This window comes from Virgisporangium ochraceum, from assembly GCF_016863655.1.
Lineage (GTDB): Bacteria > Actinomycetota > Actinomycetes > Mycobacteriales > Micromonosporaceae > Virgisporangium > Virgisporangium ochraceum.
This window is the reverse complement of record NZ_BOPH01000124.1, coordinates 59583-75840: the sequence shown is the minus strand read 5'-3', so window position 1 is coordinate 75840 and position 16258 is coordinate 59583. Positions and strand designations below refer to the sequence as shown.

The 16258-nt window shown below is 72.6% G+C and carries 14 protein-coding genes; 3 read left to right on the top strand and 11 right to left on the bottom strand.

Annotated elements, in window-relative coordinates; translation table 11 throughout:
- Positions 1-60: 60 nt before the first annotated feature.
- The 4 genes from Voc01_RS43420 to Voc01_RS43405 form a co-directional block, all read right to left on the bottom strand.
- Positions 61-1068 carry a tetratricopeptide repeat protein gene (locus tag Voc01_RS43420; RefSeq protein ID WP_203933589.1) on the bottom strand — a complete coding sequence of 336 codons (1008 nt, stop codon included), beginning with the start codon at positions 1066-1068 and terminating at the stop codon, positions 61-63.
- A gap of 89 nt (positions 1069-1157) precedes the next feature.
- A complete protein-coding gene (locus Voc01_RS43415) occupies positions 1158-2810 on the bottom strand; it encodes a beta-N-acetylhexosaminidase (protein WP_203933588.1) in 1653 nt (550 codons plus the stop codon).
- 16 nt (positions 2811-2826) lie between these two features.
- A complete protein-coding gene (locus tag Voc01_RS43410) occupies positions 2827-4074 on the bottom strand; it encodes a Gfo/Idh/MocA family protein (protein ID WP_203933587.1) in 1248 nt (415 codons plus the stop codon).
- A 48-nt stretch (positions 4075-4122) separates the two neighbouring features.
- The gene (locus tag Voc01_RS43405) at positions 4123-4644 is read right to left on the bottom strand and encodes a dihydrofolate reductase family protein (protein WP_239160912.1); all 522 of its coding nucleotides are present in this window, start codon (positions 4642-4644) and stop codon (positions 4123-4125) included.
- 6 nt (positions 4645-4650) lie between these two features.
- Here Voc01_RS43405 and Voc01_RS43400 point away from each other — a divergent pair, with 6 nt between their 5' ends.
- On the top strand, positions 4651-5667 hold the full coding sequence (locus Voc01_RS43400) for an RNA polymerase subunit sigma-70 (RefSeq protein WP_203933586.1): 1017 nt from the start codon (positions 4651-4653) through the stop codon (positions 5665-5667).
- On the opposite strand, the gene Voc01_RS43395 is transcribed toward Voc01_RS43400, so the two are convergent.
- The 7 genes from Voc01_RS43395 to Voc01_RS43365 all read right to left on the bottom strand — a co-directional run bounded on the left by Voc01_RS43395 (position 5636) and on the right by Voc01_RS43365 (position 13424).
- Positions 5636-7360: a GDSL-type esterase/lipase family protein gene (locus Voc01_RS43395; RefSeq protein ID WP_203933585.1), complete on the bottom strand. Its 1725-nt coding sequence runs from the start codon at positions 7358-7360 to the stop codon at positions 5636-5638. The two genes, Voc01_RS43400 and Voc01_RS43395, sit on opposite strands and share 32 nt — an antisense overlap.
- 200 nt (positions 7361-7560) lie before the next feature.
- Entirely contained in the window at positions 7561-8223 is a 663-nt protein-coding gene (locus Voc01_RS43390) for a phosphatase PAP2 family protein (protein WP_203933584.1), read from the bottom strand.
- A gap of 147 nt (positions 8224-8370) precedes the next feature.
- On the bottom strand, positions 8371-9030 hold the full coding sequence (locus Voc01_RS43385; RefSeq protein ID WP_203933583.1) for a TetR/AcrR family transcriptional regulator: 660 nt from the start codon (positions 9028-9030) through the stop codon (positions 8371-8373).
- Positions 9031-9109: 79 nt separating this feature from the next.
- Positions 9110-10156: an LLM class flavin-dependent oxidoreductase gene (locus tag Voc01_RS43380; protein ID WP_203933582.1), complete on the bottom strand. Its 1047-nt coding sequence runs from the start codon at positions 10154-10156 to the stop codon at positions 9110-9112.
- A 250-nt stretch (positions 10157-10406) separates the two neighbouring features.
- Positions 10407-11246, bottom strand: a complete 840-nt coding sequence (locus Voc01_RS43375; RefSeq protein WP_203933581.1) for an ABC transporter permease — start codon at positions 11244-11246, stop codon at positions 10407-10409.
- The gene (locus Voc01_RS43370; protein WP_203933580.1) at positions 11243-12184 is read right to left on the bottom strand and encodes an ABC transporter permease; all 942 of its coding nucleotides are present in this window, start codon (positions 12182-12184) and stop codon (positions 11243-11245) included. The genes Voc01_RS43375 and Voc01_RS43370 overlap by 4 nt, the downstream gene beginning before the upstream one ends.
- A 7-nt stretch (positions 12185-12191) precedes the next feature.
- Complete coding sequence (locus tag Voc01_RS43365; RefSeq protein ID WP_203933579.1) at positions 12192-13424, bottom strand: polyamine ABC transporter substrate-binding protein; 1233 nt, start codon at positions 13422-13424, stop codon at positions 12192-12194.
- Between the two features lie 104 nt (positions 13425-13528).
- On the opposite strand from Voc01_RS43365, the gene Voc01_RS43360 reads away from it, so the two are divergent.
- The gene (locus tag Voc01_RS43360) at positions 13529-15094 is read left to right on the top strand and encodes a phytoene desaturase family protein (protein WP_203933578.1); all 1566 of its coding nucleotides are present in this window, start codon (positions 13529-13531) and stop codon (positions 15092-15094) included.
- Positions 15094-16257, top strand: coding sequence for an aromatic ring-hydroxylating oxygenase subunit alpha (locus Voc01_RS43355; protein WP_203933577.1), 1164 nt, complete (start codon positions 15094-15096; stop codon positions 16255-16257). The genes Voc01_RS43360 and Voc01_RS43355 overlap by 1 nt, the downstream gene beginning before the upstream one ends.
- The last annotated feature ends 1 nt before the right edge of the window (position 16258 follow it).

The window sequence follows — 16258 nt, the reverse complement described above, 5'->3', positions numbered from 1 at the left end:
CGACGATCAAGGCGGCCGGCGCCCGATCCGCGACTGCGCGCGAACCTGCGACTCGGGACACTAGTCCACTGTGGACAGTGCGTAGGCGAGCCCCGCCTCCGGGGTCAGGGCCGCGCCGCGGCCGCGCAGGCGCTCGACGGCGCCGGCCGGTAGGTTGGCGTCGAGGCCGGCACGGGTCTCCTCGTGCTGGGCCCGCTCGTCGGCCGGCCACTCGCCACCCGCGCGGCGCAGCTGCTCGGCGGCGTGCCCGTGCAGGACCGCCGCCCGTTCGAACCGGCCCCGCGCCGCCGTCACCGCGGCGAGGCCGTTGAGCATCCACGCCGTGGCCATCGCGTCGGACCGCCGCGCGCACAGGGCCAGCGCCTCGCGGGACAGCTCCTCGGCCCGGTCGAGGTTGCCGAGCCGACGCTCCACCATGCTCAGGTTCGCCGACTCGCTCCACACCACGAACTCGTCGCCGCGGGCCCGGCCGGTCGCCAGCCGCGCCGCCATGACCTCCCGGGCCGCGGTGAGGTCGCCCGCCATCTGCAGGGCCACGCCGAGCACGTGCAGCGCTCCCGACCGCCCCGGGTCGGCGTCGTCGAGTCCGGCCGTCACCGACTCGGCGCGTCTCAGCAGCCGCACGGCGCGGGCCGGGTCCGCGTTGAGGGCGACCCGGCCGAGACCCGCGAGCGCGAGCGCCTGCAGCGACGCGTCGCCCTCCTCCTCGGCGACCGCCAGCGACTCCGCGAACCGCTGCCCGGCCAGCTCGTAGCGGCCCGCCCAGAACACGAGGTAGCCGTGGTCGTGCAGCGCCCGGGCGCGCACGGCGGCGCCCACGTCGGGGTCCCGCAGCGCGCGGTCGAACCAGGCGGCGCCGTCGTCGATCCGCCTGGTCGCGATCCAGAAGGGGACGAGGGCGCCGGCGAAGCGGAAGGCGGTGTCGGAGCTGCCGTACCGGTCCAGCGCCTCCCGGACCTCGGGGTAGCGCGCCTCCACCACGCGCTCCGCGTCGGGGTCCTGCCGGCGCCGGCGGCGGTGCGCCTCCTCGGCCAGGTCGAGCAGGTCCGCGGCGGTCTCCAGGTCCATGGGACCGCACGCTACCGACGACCGGCGCCGAGGTCCGTCAGATATCCGGCGGACGCCGAACCGCTACATATCCGGCGGACGCCGACCCGCTACAGGGACACCCCGTCCGCCGGCACCTCGGCGTGCTCCGACGCGTTCTCCAGGTACTCGCGGACCTGCGCGATCCGCGTGCCCGGTGCGCGCCGGCGGCGACCGGTGCCGCCCGTCTGCCACGGCAGGGGACCGTCCAGCGGGCGGAACCCGCAGCCGGCCGCCGCCAGCCGTCCGAGATGGTCGTCGAGCCTGATGTCGCCGGCGGGCCGACCGGTCCAGGCCACCTCGGCGAACGCGCTCGCCCGCGGGAACACCATGTAGTCGAGGTGACGCGCGTCGGGGATGTACTCGCTCCAGACCTGGAACTGCGCGCCGATCACGTTCGCGCGTTCCGCTCCGCTCCAGGTGCCGGGCACCGGTTCGAACCCGGCGACGTCGGCCAGCGTGTTGGGGCCGCCGATCGACAGCGGCTCGTCGGGCCGGTCGGACTGGTCGTAGTCGAAGTAGGTCGGGTACACCGGGCAGCGCACGACCCGGTAGCAGGCCGCGGCCGCACGCCGGGCGACGGCGTCGCCGCGCCAGGCGGTGACGATCGAGTCCGGCAGCATGCCGCCGCCGACGAACCCCTCGTCCCACACCAGGGTCTGCCGGCCGCGCCCGGCCAGGTGCGTGGCGAGCTCGCGCAGGAAGTGGCCGAAGAGCCCGATGGGACCGTCGTACCCGAGCGCCTCCTGGTGCGCCCTGATCTCCGGGTCGGCGGCCCAGTCACGCATCGGCACCTCGTCGCCGCCGAGGTGGACGTACGGTCCCGGCACGGCGTCGGCCAGCTCGTCGAGCACCTCGGTGAGGAACCGCACCGTCGCGGGCAACGGCCGCACCACGGCGTTGGAGATGCCCCAGCCACCGCGCACGGTGTGCTCACCGGTTCCGAACTCGGGGTAGGCGGCCAGGAGCGCCGAGGCATGGCCCGGCAGGTCGATCTCGGGTACCACGGTGACGCCCCGTTCCGCCGCGTACGCCGCGACCTCGGCCAGGTCGTCGAGTGTGTAGTAGCCGCCGTGCGGGGTGCCGTCGGCGGCGCCGTCGCGGTCGTGCCGGATCTGGGTCTCCGCGCGGTGGGCGCCCACCTCGTGCAGCCGCGGGTGGCGGCGCGACTCGATCCGCCAGCCCTGGTCGTCGGTGAGGTGCAGGTGCAGCCGGTTGAGGCGGTGCATCGCGAACAGGTCGACGTAACGCAGGAGCGTGTGCTTGCTGAAGAAGTGCCGGGTGACGTCGAGCATGCCGCCGCGCCAGGCGAGGGCGGGCGCGTCGGTGACCTCGCCGCACGGCACGGTCCAGCGGGTACCCGGCGGCGGGGTCGACCGCCACGCGGCGTCGGGCAGCAGCTGCCGCAGCACCTGGGCGGCGTGGCGCACACCGTCCACAGTGGACCCGGTGAGCCCGACACCGGCGCCGTCGACCGTCACCCGGTACGCCTCCGGCCCGCCGTCCAGGGTGGGGTCGAGCCGCACCGTGACCGCGTCGGTCCCGGCGTCCGACGCGGGCCGCAACGGCAGTCGCAGCGGAGCGAGCAGGACCCGAACCGCGTCGGCGGCGGCCCCCGCACCCGGCCCGGCCACGAGCACGGTGTCCCGGCCGAGCTCGACGCTTCCCTCGCCGCGACGGGCGACGAGCGGACGCGGCACGAGACTCTGGTAGCGATCGCTCAACTCATCCTCCGGTTGCCTACAGGTCGACGACGGTTCCCTCGCGGCGGGCGCGTTCGGCCGCCCACACCACGCGGTGGCTGGCCATCGACTCGGCCGGGCCGGTGGTGATGCGGGCCGGGTCGGTGGTGAGCGCGGCGAGGAACGCGTCGACGAGACCGGCGTCGCCGCCGCCGTGGCCCCGCGCGGCCGACGCGTCGGTGCCGGCGCCGACCTCGAAGGCCTCCTCGCCGGCGGTGAGGAAGTCGTAGACGCGGACGGTCCGGCCGTCGGTGTCGAGGTAGCCGCGGGTGCCCATGACGCGGGTCCGGCGGTCGGACATCGGGGTGAACGCGGTCGCGGTGAGCGAGGCGGTCACGCCGCCCTCGTACTCGATCGTGACGACCTGGTGGTCGACCGCGTCGTTGTCGCAGGTGTACACGCAGCGGCCGTACGGACCCTCGCGCAGTGCCGCGTCGACGGCCGCGGCCGTCGGTTCGTCGACGACCGTCGCGAGCGGCCAGCGTTCGCGGTCGGGGTCGCCGAGGAAGGACGGGTACAGCCGCACCGCCGAGTACGGGCACGTGGGCTCGGCCGCGCAGGAGACGCAGCGCTCGCCGGCGCCGGACGGCGCCCGGTCGGGACGGAAGTGGAACAGCCCGCCGAACGACGAGACCCGCACCGCGCGGCGACCCACGAGGTACTGCAGCCAGTCGACGTCGTGGCACGCCTTGGCGAGGAGCATGGGTGTGCCGGTGCGCCAGTTGCCGCGCACGTACGAGTGCGCGAAGTGCCACCAGCCGATCGGTTCGAGGTGCTGCACGGTCACGATGTCGCCGATCCGGCCCTCGTCGAGCAGCCGGCGGACGAGCCGGGTGTGCGGGGTGTACCGCAGCACGTGGCAGACGGCCAGCCGCACACCGGCCCGCTCCGCCGCCGCGACGATCGTCTCCGCCTCGCCCTCGGTCGGCGCGATCGGCTTCTCCAGCAGGATGTCGTAGCCCGCCCCGGCCAGCGCCACGGCGGGTCCGACGTGGTCGCGGTCCTGGGTGGCGACGATGACGGCGTCGGCCAACTTCGGTCGCGCGGCGAGCGTGCGCCAGTCGTCGAACACCGCGTCGGCCGGCACGTCGTGCGCCCGGGCGAACGCCTCGCGACGCGCCGGGAGCGGCTCGGCGACCGCCACCACGCGGGCCCGCCCGTGGCGGACCGCCAGGCCCGCGTACTGCCGGCCACGGTTGCCCGCACCGACGACCGCGAGTGTCACCGCCCCGTCGCGTCGGTCCATCCGGCCTCCCCACGTCCGTGACCATGGTATAGACCAGAAGGCCGGGCGTCAGGTCGAGCGGACGCGCCGGAGCACCGTGAACGCGCCGGCGTCGGCGGGCTCCACGACGGTGAACCGGAAGTCGACCGGCGCGCCCGCGGCGAACAAACGGTCACCCGCACCGACGACGGTGGGGAACGTGACGATCCGGTACTCGTCCACCACGTCGGCGGCCGCGAGCGCGTGCACCAGGCTCACGCTGCCGATCACCACGACATCGCGCCGCGCGCGTTCGTCGGTGACCCAGGCGACCGGGTCGCCGGCGATCGCCGCGGAGTTCGACCAGGCGGCCGCGTCGATGCCGGTGCGGGTCGCCACGCGCTTGGGAACGGCGTTCATCACCCGGGCGAAGTCGCTGTCGCGGCCGGGCCACAGCCGGGCGAAGTGCTCCCAGGTCCGCCGCCCGTACAGCTGAACCCCCCGTTCCATCCGCGTTCCGAGGCGGAACTTGTCGTCGCTGACCGGTCCCCGCCCGAACCGGAACGCCCAACCGCCGTACCCGGTACCCCACCGCCCGTCCGGGTCGGACACCAGCGGATGGTCGGCACGGCATCACGGGACGGGGAGCAGCGGTACGAGACGTTCCGCGGTGACCTGCTGGCGCACTGCTACCGGATGCTCGGTTCCGTTGACGAGGCCGAGGACATGGTCCAGGAGACCCTGCTCCGGGCCTGGCGCGCGGCCGACCGGTACGATCCGCGACGGGCGTCGCTGCGCACGTGGCTGCACCGCATCGCCACCAACGTCTGTCTCACCGCGCTCGAGGGCCGGTCCCGGCGTCCGCTGCCGAGCGGCCTCGGCCCCGCCGGCGACGACCCGCAGGCGCCGCTGACCCCGAGCACGGACATCCCCTGGCTGCAGCCGTTCCCCGACGCACGGCTCGGCGACCCCGCCGACGCAGTGGCCCAGCGCGCCGGACTCCGTCTGGCGTTCGTGGCGGCGCTCCAGACCCTGCCCGCCCGCCAGCGGGCCGCGCTGGTGCTGCGGGAGGTGCTGCAACTGTCGGCCGCCGAGGTGGCCGAGACCCTCGACACCACCGTCGCGTCGGTGAACAGCAGCCTCCAGCGCGCCCGCGCCGCCCTCCGCGTCGCCGCGCCGGCCCTCGACACCGTGCGCGAACCGTCCGACGCCGGGGAGCGCGCGGTCGTGGAGCGCTACCTGACCGCGTTCGAGGCCGCTGACGTTCCCGGCCTGACGCGGCTCCTGGCCGACGACGTGGCGCTGGAGATGCCGCCTGTGCCGCTGTGGCTGGCCGGCCGTGCCCACTACGCGCGGTTCATGGAGCGCGTCTACGCCATGCGCGGCCCCGACTGGCACCTCCGGCACGTGCGGGCCAACGGCGGCCACGCGCTCGCCGCATACGTCCCGGACCCGCTGACCGGCGTACTCCACGCCCACTCCCTGCAGGTGTTCGAGATCGCCGACGGCCTCATCCGGCGCAACGTCACGTTCGCCGACCCGGCGCTGTTCGACCTCTTCGCCCTTCCCGCCACGACGACAGGTCCCTGGCCACCGGGGCCGGTCAGGTGGTCGCGACCGGCACGCCCGGCCTGAACGTCGTGTTCTCGGCGTTGAGGTAGATGTCGGTGTTGCCGACCGCCGAGCCGCACTGGTCGCGCAGCACGATGGTCAACGTGTTGTCGCCCGGGAGCAGCAGCGGGGTGAGGTCCAGCGTGCTCCCGGCCAGGGGTCCGCATCCACCGCTGAAGTCGCGCGTGAGGTCGCGGGTCGTCCCGTCCGGACGGTTCACGGTCACCGAGAGGACGTCGTCGACGGTGACCTGCTCCGTGCCGTCGGCGCTTCCGGTGATCCGAACCGTGCCGGACCGGTACTGCGCCACGAACGACGCTTCGAAGAACTGCCCGCCCTCGGGTACCGGCTGACCGTCCATGGCCGCCTTCACGAGCACACCCGTCACAGGGTTCGCGCCGGGCCTCACCGACAGGCTGAGCTGGCGGCTCTCGACCACGTTCCTCCCGTCGGCGACCACCACCGTGACCGTGCTGGTGGCCGGCCCGTCGACGCTGTGCGGGGTGCCGGTGATGGATCCGTCGGCCGCGAGGGTGAGCCCGGCCGGAAGGTCGCCCCGGGAGACGGACCACCGGTAGGGCAGGGTGCCGCCCTTCGCCTGGAGTGAGGCGGTGTAGAACGTGCCGGCGGTCGCCTGGGGCAACCTCGTGGTGAGGATCCGCAAGGGTGTGGCCGGTGCGGTGAACGACAGTGTCCGGTACATCGTCTGTGCCATGGCCTTCTGCCCGGCGACCGTCGGATGGAACGACCCGGGCGACTGGACGAAGACCTCCTTCGCGTTCGCGGTCCACCACGCCCTGAGGTCCTTGCCCATCGGTGCCTTCGGCCAGTTCTCGGTGCGCAGCGCGTTGATCCACGGCTTCGGCCGGCCGGAGTCGCCGCAGTCGATGGTGTGCCCGTACCGGTAGCCGCCCCAGTCCTCGGTCGGGTCGGCGGGAAACACGTCGCCGAGCTCGAAGTCGGTACGCATGCGGTTGGTGGCCAGAACGATGGCCGAGTTGAGCTGCTTCTGCAGGTTCATCATCTGCCGCTCGCGGGTGGCGCTGAGCGCGATGGTGAGGCCGGCCCTGCGGGCCAGCGCGCACGCCTTCGTGGTGTCGGCCCGGTCGGGGAAGATCGGCGGGTAGGTCATCACCCGGATCTTCGCCGTGGGTGCCTTGCTACGGATGAGCTTGTACGAGGCGTAGAGGTGGTTGGTGATGTTCTCGATCAGCGCGGGGCCGGCCGCGATCTTCGCGTCGCAGTCGGCGAACCCGTCCCACAGGGTCGGTTTGTCGACCCCGCCGTTGTGGACCTGTGCGCAGGCCCTGATCGTGTCGGCCCACTCGGCGTCGTTGCCCCCGATCGAGATGGTCACTAGGTCGGTGGTGCCCGACAGCCAGGTCGTCTGGGCCGGCTCGGTCTTGAAGCTCGTCGTCAGCGCGGCGATCCGGCCTCCGGAGCAGGCCCGGAAGACGAAGGTCGTACCGCGCCCGAGCCGGTCGGCCACCAGGTCCGGGTACGCCTGGTCGGACCGGTGGCAGCTGTTGGACGTGGTGTTCGTGCCGCGCTCGTAGGGCGCGAGCCCTTCGCCGCTCGAGTAGGAGTCCCCCAGCGCCACGTAGTTCCGGATCGCCGGCGCGGCGGCGGCCGGAACGGCGACCAGGGTCGCCGAGGCGACCGTGCCGACAGTCGCGGCAAGGGCCGCCACGGTCATTCGGGCAAGGACACGGGTCATTGGGGACGCTCCGTCGAGTTCGGTCATCGCCCCCAGCGTTCCGGAGTGGCTGTTCCCGGTACATTCCACGCCCGGTCGTCCTTCGTCGATCAGCGGGTCGGGCGTGCCACCTGCCCGGCGTACCCCGTGTGGGTGCCACCGTCAGGTCAGCAAGGTCAGTCCGGTGCGAGGAGGTGCGCCACCCGGACGGTCACCGTCCGTCATCGCGGTGGACGCCGTTCGGGCGGCGACGCCGAGCCCTGCACCTCCCGGGTCGTACGCGGCCCGGCGTCCCGGACCACAAGCCACGTCAGTGCGCACCCGAGGATCACGCCGACGGCCGCGCCGCAGGCGACGTCGAGCGGGTTGTGGGCGCCCAGGTAGACGCGGGAGACGTTGTTGAGCACGGCCAGCGTCCAGACCGTGACCCGCCCCCACCGGCCGAGGAACGGCGTGAGCAGCGTGGCGATACCGAACGCGATGATCGCGTGCCCGGACGGGAAGCTGAGCCCGGTCGGCGCGGCGTCGCGCAGGTCGGCGTGCGGCACGGTGGTGCCGGGCCGTTCCCGGTGGACCAGCACCTTGAGGACGGCCCGCTCCGCGAGCAGCTTCGCCGGGACCAGCGCCACGAGCGCCACCGCCAGCCGGTACCGCCGGCGCCACGCCGCGACCAGCGCGACGACGACCGCGGTGCCCGTCACCCCCATCAGCTGGAGCACCCACATCGGGCCGTGCAGGGCGTCGGGCAGCCCGTTGACGGCCTCGAACACCGCCCGCTCCGCGGCGCCCACCCGTCCACCGCTGGCCACGACGGACGTCACGGCGACGACCACCGCGGCGGTGACGAGCCCCGACACGACGACGATCCGCTCGGTGGAGATCATGCCGGTGCCGCCCTTCGCCGGGGGATGCTGCTGGTGGAGACGCTCGCAGCCCGGGCGCCGCCCGGTAAGCCGGGCAACTGGCCGACCTGGGGTGCGGGTTTCTGGTGTGCCCTGCCGAGCTGCGCGGAACCCCGCGGACCGCGAGCTTCAGCCCTCGACGAGCTTCAACGCGAGGTCGGCGTAGAACTGTCCGAGCCGCTCCGGCGGGTCGGAGCCGTCGAGCCGGTACCACCGCACCAGGTCGATGCTGAGCGACAGCATCGCGCGGGTGACCCGCTTGACGTCGACGTCGGCGAAGGACCCGTCGGCCACCCCGCGGGTGACGGCGTCGCGGAAGAACTCGTTCGTGCGGTGCCGCAGGTCGAGGATCTCCGCGTAGTGCTCGGCGGTGAGCGCGGCCAACTCGAACTGGCACACGCGGGCGGCGACGTGGTGACGGGCGTGCCAGGCCGTGTACCGGGAGACGATCGCCCGCAGCCGGTCGGCCGCGTCCGCGGTCTCGGGGACGGCCGGGTCGCTCACGCACGCCAGCGCCCGCCGGTGCCCGGCGAGCATGATCTCGAAGAGCACGAGCTCCTTCGACGGGAAATGCACGTACATCGCCGCGGGGCTGAGCCCGACGGCGGCGGTGATGTCGCGGGTCGTGGTGGCGTGGTAACCGTTCTTGGCGAAGCACCGCACCGCCGACGACAGCAGCCGCCGGGCGACCTCGGGAAGCTCCTCGCTCCACAGCCCGGGCGAGTGGTCGTCCAACCGGGGGTCGTCCACGAGATCCTGGGTGGTGAACCGGGCCTGCCGTCGTGCCATCCGCGCCGGTCACCTCCATCTCGACCCCGGCAGTCTACCCGGTGACGATGCGCTCATTAGGCGACCGTGGAGCGCCGGCTCAGGCCATCAGCTCCGCCAGAACGGCCAGCTCGCGCTCCGGGTCGACGACGGGCTGCACCACGATCTCGTCGACGCCGGCGCACTCCAGGACCGCGAGGTGCTCGATCAGCTCGTCGCGGGTGCCCACCAGCGCAAGTCTGTCCACAAGGGACGGTAGGACGAGGTCGCGGTCGGCGGGGTCGATGCGGCCGAGGTAGTTGCGGTACAGCGTCTGGTACCGGTCGATCGCGGTCGCGGTGGTGCGGCGCCGTTCCAGCAACCGCCGCACGGCGTCGGCCTCGGCCGGCTGGAGCGGGCCGCCGAGGCCGGGATTGTCGGCCGCGAAGATGAGCAGCGCCAACACGACGTGGCCGATGGCGTCCCGCGCCGCGGGGCCGTACCGGTCCTCCCCGTCGGCCAGGACGTGCATCGACGTCATCACGTACGAGTCGGCGCGGCCGGTCGTCCCCGCGGCGGCGGCCGCCCGCCGGCGCACGTCGACGAACGCCGACCACACCTGCGGGACGAGGAGCCCGAACGAGACGAGCCCGGCACCCAGCCGGCCGGCCATCGCGGCCATGGCAGGCCCGTACGCCGCGATGACGAACTCCACCGGGTCCGCGGTGTTGACGTACGGTCCGACGTGCAGGAACCGGATGTCCCGGGTCCGCGTGCCCTCCGTGTACCGGGTCTCCCGGCCGGCGGTGAGGTCGCGCAACGCGCGCGTGAACGACTCGACCTCGGCCATCGGGGTCGGCGGCATCCCGAGGGCCCGGCGGGCCGTGTTGCCGGTGCCGACCCCGCAGATGATCCGGCCGGGCGCGATCGCGTTCAGGCTCGACACCGCTGCGGCCGCCGCCGGCGCCGACCGCAGCGCCGGTGAGGTGACGCCGATGCCCAGCTTGATGACGCTCGTCGCCCTGGCGCACAGCGCCAGCGAGACGAACGGGTCGCCGTTGAGCATCGGGGTGTCGTAGACCCAGAAGCTGGCGAAGCCGAGCTGCTCGGCGCGCGCGGCCAGCTCCTCGACGCCCGGGCGTGCGGTGACCACGATTCCGGTGCGCATGCACTCTCCATCGACGGACGACTCACCCAGCGTGACTAAGCGCATAGTCATTGTCGCGGTCCGCGATGTCAAGGGCCGGATGGCCCTGGCGCCACGGGGATCGAGCACCGTCGACGAACGGCGGGTCGTGGCAGATCCTGGAAGCGGTTGGGCTGATGGGTGGGAGGTTATGAACCTCAGATCCGCTTGTTGATGTTCATGACCTCCCACCCGGCACATCGAAGCTGCGGGGAGAGCAGCCGACCGGGCGTCAGACGTCGATCGAGGCCATCTCCTTCAGGGCCGACCCGGTGCCGCTGGCCCGCTTGCGCAGGACCACCCACGCGAGCACGATCGCGACCGTCGAGCCCACCAGGAGCAGCGCCGCCAGCGCGTTGAGCGCCGGCGTCGGTGCGGTGCGCGCAACCGAGTACAGGCGGATCGGCACGGTGGCCGACGACGCGTCGACGGACAGGAACGCGCTGATGACGAAGTCGTCCATCGAGGAGGCGAACACGATCAGCGCGCCAGCGACGATCGCCGGGTAGAGCAGCGGGAGCAGGACGGTGCGTACCGCCTGCAGCCGGGTCGCGCCCAGGTCGCGGGCGGCCGCCTCGTACTCCGGTCCGATCGACGCGAGCCGTGCGCGGACGATGACGACCACGTACGAGATCGAGAACGTGACGTGGCCGAGCACCTGCGCGGGCCGGCCGAGCGGGATCAGCGTGTAGAGGTTGGTGAACACGAGGAACAGCGCGCTTCCCAGCACCAGTTCCGGTGTGGCGAGCGGGATCAGCATGAGGCCGTTGGCGGCCCGGCTCGTCCGGCCGCGCCAGCGCGCCAGTCCCAGCGCGAGCGCGACGCCCAGCGGCGTGGCGAACAGCGTCGTGAGCAGCGCGAGCACCACGCTGTTGAACAGCGCCAGGCGCAGGCTCGGGTCCTCGACCACCGAGCTCGGGTCGCAGCAGTACCACCGTGTCGAGAAGCCCTGCCAGGTGCTGCGCGACCGGCCGGCGTTGAAGGAGAACTGCACCGCCAGCAGCACCGGCGCCAGCGACCACACGACGTACAGCCACGTCAGGGCGGCGAGGAACAGCGGGCGGCGCTTCATGTCCGCTCCGCGCGCTGCGACGAGATGAGGTAGTAGGCCATCAGCACCATGAGCATCGCCGACATGATGAGGACCAGCGACGCGCCCATGTCCTGGCGCGACCCGCCGAGCAGGTACAGCTCGATCTGGTTGCCGACCATCGTGGTGCGGGGCGAGCCCGACACCAGCGTGTTGGTGTAGTAGTCGCCGAACATCGGCAGCGCGGTCACCACGCACGCGGTCAGCAGACCGGGCCGGCTCAGCGGCAGCGTGACGTGCAGGAACGTCCGCACGCCGCCGACGCCGAGGTCGCGTGACGCGTCGAGCAGCCGCCCGTCGATGCGGTCGAGGGTGGCGTACAGGGGCACGATGAAGAACGGGATGTAGCCGTAGACCAGCGCGAGGATCACCGTGTACGGCCGGCCCGACAGCCACTGCACCGCCGGCAGGTGCAGGAACGTCAGGACGTCGTTGACGTACCCGTCGTCCTGCAGGAGGCTCAGCCAGGCCAGCATCCGGGTCAGGTAGTTGATCCACCACGGCGCGAGGATGAGCCCGAGCAGCAGCCCCCGGTACCGGCCGGCGTGGCGGGCGAGGTAGTAGGCGATCGGGTAGCCGATGGCCACGCAGATCAGCAACGCGACGCCGACGAACACGAGCGTCCGCACGAAGACCGGCCGCAGGTCACCGACGAACGTGCTGCGGACCGCGTCGAGGAACGTCGTGGTGTCCCAGTAGGTCGGGTTCCACTCGGGCACCGGCGAGCCGAACAGCGGGTCTCGGTAGCCGAACGCGACCGCGGCGATCGAGTAGAACGGCACGACGAGGAGCGCGACGAGCCACAGTGTTCCCGGGGTGGCCAGCGCCGCCCACAGCCCGTCCCGCGCACGGCCGCGCCGCCGGCCCCGTGTGGACGGGGACGGCGGCGCGGAAAGGGGCGTAAGCGGCGCTGTCGTCACCGCGGACTCACTTGCCGGCCTTGAACTTCGCCCACTCGTCGAGCCACAGCCGGTCGCCGGCCGGCGACAGCTGCAGCTCCTGCAGGCCGTCGCGGTAGTGCGCGGGGCTGACGATCGCGCTGGACAGGTTCTCGGCGATGAACTCGTCGGCGATCATCTTCTCCGGGGTCACGACCGACAGCGCCGGCTGGTAGCCGGTGAAGCCGAAGTTCTCCAGCGCGATGTCGTTGTCGATCATGTGGTTCAGGAAGAGATGGGCGAGCACCGGCTTCTCGGCGGACCTCGGGATCGCGATGGTGTCGGTGCCCACCGGACCCTTGCGGTCGGTCGGGAACCAGTACGCCAGCACGTCGGCGGCGACGTCCTCGCCGAGGTACGACTGCGCGTTGACCGCGTCGCCGGACCACGCGTGGTGCACCGTCGCCTGGCCCTCGGCGACGAGTTGGTAACCGCCGGCGGACACCTTGACGTTGACCGTGGAGTTCAGCTTCAGCAGCTCCTCGCCGGCGGCCTTGATGACGGCCGGGTCCTCGGTGTTCAGGTCGGTCTTCCCGACCTTCAGCATCGCCAGCGACAGCCCTTCGCGGCCGTCGTCGAGCACGTACGTCTGGCCCTTGTGCGCCGGGTCCCAGATCAGGTCCCACCCGTTGGCCGGCACCGTCGGGACCCGGTCGGCCCGGTACAGGATGCCGGTGGTGAACGCGGTGTAGGGGACGGTGTAGCGCGAGCCCTTGTCGTAGAACGGGTCCTGCAGCTCCGGCCAGGCGTTGCCCAGGTTCGTGAGGTAGCTGCGGTTCAGCGGCTGCAGCAGCTTGCCCGCGACCAGCTTGCCGACGATGTCGGGCGTCGGGAAGTAGACGTCGAAGGCCGTGCCGGCGGTGCGCAGCTTGGCGATCGCCTCGTCCTGCGTGGTGAACGTCGTGACCTCGACGGTGACGCCGTGCTCCTCGCCGAACGCCTTGATGACGTCGGGCGAGATGTACTCCGGGTAGTTGAAGATCTTGAGCGTGCCGCCCTTCTCGGGCGCGAGGCCGTCCTTGATGGCCGGCACGTCGGAGTGCAGGGGAAGCGTCGCCGGCTTGTCCGGACGGCTGAGTGCCACCTGTTCGGACGGGGGAGCCGCCTCCTCGCGCTGCCGGCCGCAGCCGGCCAGAACGCCCGTACCCGCGGCCGCGGCGAGGGCGCCGAGAGTGAGGAACTGCCGGCGGGAACCGCGGTTCTCCCGGGGATGGAAGGTCATGTGAAGGGCCGCCTCGTGATGCTTGCCAAACTGACTGGTGATTCAGTTAGTCTGTCGACATGACGCCCCGGTCACAAGAGCCAGACCGTGAGTGTTCGGCGATCGTGATCGGCGGTGGGCACAACGGCCTGGTCGCCGCGGCGTACCTCGCCAGGGCCGGGCTGCGCCCGCTCGTGCTGGAGGCCCGCGACAACACCGGCGGAGCGGCCACCACCGAGACCCCGTGGGGCCCGGAGTTCAAGGTCACCGCCCTGTCGTACGTGATGAGCCTGATGCCGCCGACGATCATCGACGGGCTCCGGCTGCGCGAGCACGGGTACCGGGTCGTCCCGATGGGCCCGTCGTTCGCGCCGTACGACGACGGCCGGTCGCTGCTGCTCACCGAGGACCCGGCCGCCGACCACGACGAGCTGGCGGCGTTCTCGAAGGCCGACGCCGAGGCCATGCCCCGGTTCGACGCGTGGCTGCGCGGTGTCGGCGACGTGCTCGCCCCGCTGCTGCTGCGCACGCCGCCGCGGGTCGGGTCGCGGCGCCCCCGCGACCTGGTCGACCAGCTGCGGATGGCGTGGGGGCTGCGTGGCCTCGACGTGCGGCGGTCGGCCGACGCGGTGCGGCTGTTCACGATGAGCATCTCCGACGTGCTGAACGAGTGGTTCACCTCGCCGGAGGTCAAGGGGCTGATGGCCGTCAACGGCATCATCGGCACGTGGGCCGGCCCGGAGGCGCCGGGCACGGCGTACGTGATGATGCACCACACCATCGGCGACATCGGCGACGGCAAGATGGGCGGCTGGGGGTACCCGGTCGGCGGCATGGGCGCGGTGTCGGCTTCGATCCGCGCCTCGGCGGAGGCGTTCGGCGCCACGGTGCGTACCGGTTCGCCGGTGGAGCGGATCCTCGTCGAGAACGGTCGCGCGGTCGGGGTCGCCACCCGCGACGGCCGCGAGTTCCGGGCGCCGGTCGTGGTCGCGGCGACCCACCCGAAGCTCACGTTCCTCCGGCACCTCGACCGCTCCGAGCTGCCGGCCGACTTCGTCAGCGACATCGAGCGGCTGCGCACCCGCAGCGGCACCGTGAAGATCAACGTCGCGCTGTCGGGGCTGCCGCGCTTCGCCGCGCGCCCCGACCTCGCCGACCACTCCGGCGCCATCGAGCTGGCGCAGTCGCTGGAGTATCTGGAAAGAGCGTTCCAGGACGCGCGTGAGGGCCGGGCCGCGGCCCGTCCGTTCTCCGACTCGGTCATACCGTCCACTGTGGACGACACACTCTGCCCACCCGGAACGCACATCATGTCGATGTTCACCCAGTGGGTGCCGCACACCTGGGCGGGCGACCCGCAGCCCGAGGAGCTGGCCGCGTACGCCGACCGGGTCATCGCCGAGTTCGACAAGCACGCGCCCGGCTTCGCCGGCTCGATCCTGCACCGCCAGGTGATCGGCCCGCACGAGATGGAGCACGAGTACGGGCTCGTCGGCGGCAACATCTTCCACGGCGAGCTGACCCCGGACCAGCTCTTCCACCTGCGCCCCGCCCCGGGATACGCCGACTTCACCACGCCGGTCCGCGGCCTGTACCAGTGCTCGTCGGCCACTCACGGCGGCGGCGGGGTCACCGGGATCGCCGGCTACCTGTGCAGCCGACGCATCCTCAAGGACAACAGGAGACGGTGATGACGTCCGTGCCGCTCGACCCCGACGAGGTCCGCGCCTGCCTGACGGGCACCGGGACCATGCTGCCGGCCGGTGCCTACACCGACGACGCGGTGCTCGCGTGGGAGCGGCGGGTCCTCCTCGCCGGCGGCTGGGTGTGCGTCGGGCGGAGCACCGACGTCGGGGAGCCGCGGTCGCGGCGGGCCGTGCCGTTCGACGCGTCGGCCGTGCTCCTCGTGCGCGGTGAGGACGGCGCGCTGCGCGGGTTCCACAACACCTGCCGGCACCGCGCCCACGAGCTGCTGCCCTGCGGCGCGACGGCGAGCGGCCGCTTCATCGCCTGCCCGTACCACAACTGGGTGTTCGACCTCGACGGGAGCCTGCACAGGGTGCCCGCCGACCACCGCGCCGGCCTCGACACCTCCGCTTACGGCCTCGTGCCCGTGCCGGTCGCCGAGTGGCAGGGGTTCGTGTTCGTCAACGCCGACGGGTCGGCGCCGCCGGTGTCGACGTACTTCGCCGGGCTCGACGAGCGGCTCGCGCCCTACGGCATCGATCGCCTCGTCGTCGCCGCCGAGCACACCTACGAGCTGAACGCCAACTGGAAGCTCGCGATCGAGAACTACCACGAGTGCTACCACTGCTCGTCGATCCACCCGGAGCTGTGCCGGGTGTCGCCGCCCGACAGCGGCGAGATGTTCGCGAGCGACGGCATGTGGATCGGCGGAAACATGGAGCTCGGCGAGGGCGCCGAGACGATGTCGGTGTCCGGGGAGAGCCCGGTCGGTCCGATGCCGGGCGTCACCGGTGCCTCCCGGCGCGAGGTCCTGTACCTGCACCTGGTGCCGACCCTGCTGCTGAGCCCGCACCCCGACTACGTGCTGACGCACGTGCTGGAGCCGCTCGACGCCGGCCGCACCCGCATCCGGTGCCAGTGGCTGTTCCCGCCGGAGGTGGTCGCCCGCGACGGGTTCGACCCCTCGTACGCGGTGCAGTTCTGGGACATCACGAACAAGCAGGACTGGACCGCGTGCGAGAGCGTGCAGCGCGGCGTCCGCAGCGCCGGCTACCGGCCCGGCCCGCTGTCGCGGGAGAGCGAGGACGGGGTGGCGCAGGCGATCGGCGTGGTGGCCCGCACGTACCTCGACGGCCGGCTGCCGACGACCGTCCACGTAGGAGGGTGAC

What these genes read in the sequence shown, in the direction of transcription:
- Voc01_RS43420 (WP_203933589.1), bottom strand. Translation starts at nt 1,068, where the DNA reads ATGGACCTGGAGACCGCCGCGGACCTGCTCGACCTGGCCGAGGAGGCG.
- Voc01_RS43410 (WP_203933587.1), bottom strand. Translation starts at nt 4,074, where the DNA reads ATGGACCGACGCGACGGGGCGGTGACACTCGCGGTCGTCGGTGCGGGC.
- Voc01_RS43400 (WP_203933586.1), top strand. Translation starts at nt 4,651, where the DNA reads ATGGTCGGCACGGCATCACGGGACGGGGAGCAGCGGTACGAGACGTTC.
- Voc01_RS43395 (WP_203933585.1), bottom strand. Translation starts at nt 7,360, where the DNA reads ATGACCCGTGTCCTTGCCCGAATGACCGTGGCGGCCCTTGCCGCGACT.
- Voc01_RS43390 (WP_203933584.1), bottom strand. Translation starts at nt 8,223, where the DNA reads ATGATCTCCACCGAGCGGATCGTCGTCGTGTCGGGGCTCGTCACCGCC.
- Voc01_RS43385 (WP_203933583.1), bottom strand. Translation starts at nt 9,030, where the DNA reads ATGGCACGACGGCAGGCCCGGTTCACCACCCAGGATCTCGTGGACGAC.
- Voc01_RS43380 (WP_203933582.1), bottom strand. Translation starts at nt 10,156, where the DNA reads ATGCGCACCGGAATCGTGGTCACCGCACGCCCGGGCGTCGAGGAGCTG.
- Voc01_RS43375 (WP_203933581.1), bottom strand. Translation starts at nt 11,246, where the DNA reads ATGAAGCGCCGCCCGCTGTTCCTCGCCGCCCTGACGTGGCTGTACGTC.
- Voc01_RS43365 (WP_203933579.1), bottom strand. Translation starts at nt 13,424, where the DNA reads ATGACCTTCCATCCCCGGGAGAACCGCGGTTCCCGCCGGCAGTTCCTC.
- Voc01_RS43355 (WP_203933577.1), top strand. Translation starts at nt 15,094, where the DNA reads ATGACGTCCGTGCCGCTCGACCCCGACGAGGTCCGCGCCTGCCTGACG.